At 67.2% G+C, this 561-nt stretch carries 1 protein-coding gene; it reads right to left on the reverse strand.

The features are described 5' to 3' along the window. The coding region (locus IEY20_RS16955; RefSeq protein WP_188889350.1) for an IS3 family transposase at positions 1 to 561 on the reverse strand (561 nt) is incomplete at both ends.

The raw sequence follows: 561 nt of genomic DNA on the forward strand, positions 1-561 counted from the left end.
TTCGTACTCGATGGGCGTCAACTTCCCGAGCCCGCGTTGCCGACGTTTCCGGTGGTAGGTGCCCTCGATCCAGTGCACGATCGCGAGGCGCAGCTGCTCCCGCGACGCCCACCGGCGCCGGTTGAGGACGTTCTTCTGCAGGAGCGCGAAGAAGGACTCCATCGCCGCGTTGTCCGCGCACGCGCCGACCCTGCCCATCGACCCCAGGAGCCCGGCGTCAGAGAGCGCCCGAACGAACCGTTTGGAACGAAATTGACTGCCCCTGTCCGAGTGGACGACCGTGCCGGACGGGTTCCGGCGCGAGATCGCCATTTGCAGCGCCGCAACCGCGAGGGAGGACCGCATCCGGGCGTCGATCGAGTAGCCGACGATGCGGCGGGAGCAGGCGTCCTTGACGGCGCAGAGATATAGCTTGCCCTCGGCCGTGTTGTGCTCGGTGATGTCGGTCAACCACAGCCGGTCCAGGTCCGGGGCGGTGAATGCCCGCCGGACCCGGTCATCGTGCACCGGCGGGCCCGCTTTCCGAGTCAGTCCCCGTTTCTTGGCATGCAATGACCAGAG

Source organism: Curtobacterium luteum (assembly GCF_014646995.1).
GTDB lineage: Bacteria > Actinomycetota > Actinomycetes > Actinomycetales > Microbacteriaceae > Curtobacterium > Curtobacterium luteum.